This is a genomic window from Kitasatospora sp. NPDC059817 (assembly GCF_042731835.1).
GTDB lineage: Bacteria > Actinomycetota > Actinomycetes > Streptomycetales > Streptomycetaceae > Kitasatospora.
Window position 1 is genome coordinate 1 of the sequence record NZ_JBHWIR010000378.1, and the last position, 1,389, is coordinate 1,389.

2 protein-coding genes are annotated in these 1,389 nt (G+C 72.4%); both read right to left on the reverse strand.

Annotated features, from left to right (window positions below; all coding sequences use genetic code 11):
- Nucleotides 1–445 (reverse strand): SRPBCC family protein (locus ACFV61_RS35440; RefSeq protein WP_380496249.1); only part of this gene is annotated, 445 nt, incomplete at its 3' end.
- A 30-nt stretch (nt 446–475) separates the two neighbouring features.
- Nucleotides 476–1,389: aldo/keto reductase (locus ACFV61_RS35445; RefSeq protein WP_380496252.1), on the reverse strand; the 914-nt coding region annotated here is incomplete at its 5' end.

A 1,389-nucleotide genomic window follows, 5' to 3' on the forward strand; every position in this document is an offset into this window, starting at 1 on the left:
CCGGGTCCTGGGCGGGGGGGGCGGGTGCGGGCCGGGGGGGGGGGTGGGGGGCGGGGCGGCCTCGGGTGTGGTGGGGGGTTAGGTGCCCCCGGGCTTCTTCTGGGGTGGGGCGGGGGGGTTGCACGCGGCCGGACCACTGGACCTCGGCGGCGTTCTCCTGGCCGGGGACGGCGTGGACGCGGATCGTGGAGACGTAGCCGTTGACGGGGAACGGGGCTTCCAGGATGGCGTAGCTGTAGTGGCGCTCGGCCTCGTTGAAGGCGACGAGGCGCTCGATGATGGTCCCGCCCTCGGGATTGCGCAGGCGGCGGACGCGGCCGCCTTCGAGGGCGGTGCTCTCGGGAATGTACGGGAGCCAGTCGGGGAGGGAGTCGAAGCCGCCGATGAGGTTCCACACCTTGTCGGGGGAGGCGGGGACGATGCGGCTGACGGAGGTGGAGGCCATGATCGGATTTCCTGACGGGTCGGGGGTGGTTCAGGCGCCGTACGGCAGCGGGGCGGCCGGGCTGACGAGTTCGGCGGAGCGCAGCTCCTGCCAGAACGCGGCGGGGACGGTCTCGTTGAGCGCCGCCTGGTCCTCGGCGATGCGGCTGGGCTTGGTGGCGCCGGCGACGACCGCGGCGGTGACCGGGTGGGCGAGGGAGAACTGCAGGGCGGCGGCCTTGATGCTCACGCCGTGCTCCGCGGCGAGGTCCTTGAGCCGGGTGACGCGCTCGATGATGTGCGCAGGGGCTTCCTGGTACTCGAAGTGGGTGCCGCCGGCGAGGATGCCGGAGCTGTAGGGGCCGCCGACGACCATGCCGACGCCCTGCTCCTGTGCCATCGGCAGCAGGCGCTGGAGGGCGTGCTCGTGGTCGAGGAGGGTGTAGCGGCCGGCGAGGAGGAAGCCGTCCGGACGGGGCTCGTCGAGGGACAGGGTGAGCTCGATCGGCTCGGTCTTGTTGACACCGAGGCCCCAGGCCCCGATGACGCCCTCGTCGCGCAGGCGGGACAGGACTCGGAAGGCGCCGGTGCGGGCCTCCTCGAACTTGGCCAGCCACTGGTCGCCGTGGAAGTCCTGGGCGATGTCGTGGACCCAGACGATGTCCAGGCGGTCGGTGCGCAGGCGCTTGAGGCTGTCCTCGATGGAGCGCTCGGTGGCCTCGGCGGTCCAGACGTGCAGCATCCTGTTGGGGTTGCCGTGCTCGAACAGGCCGCCCTTCTCGCCGAGTTCGCGGGCGCCCTCCTCCAGTTCCGCGAGGATGACGCGGCCGACCTTGCTGGAGAGCACGTACTCGTCGCGGGGCTTGGTGGAGAGGACCGCGCCGAGGCGTTCCACGGCGAGGCCCGCGCCGTAGAAGTGGGCGGTGTCGTAGTATCGGACGCCGAGCGAGGCGGAAGGCCCCGCCG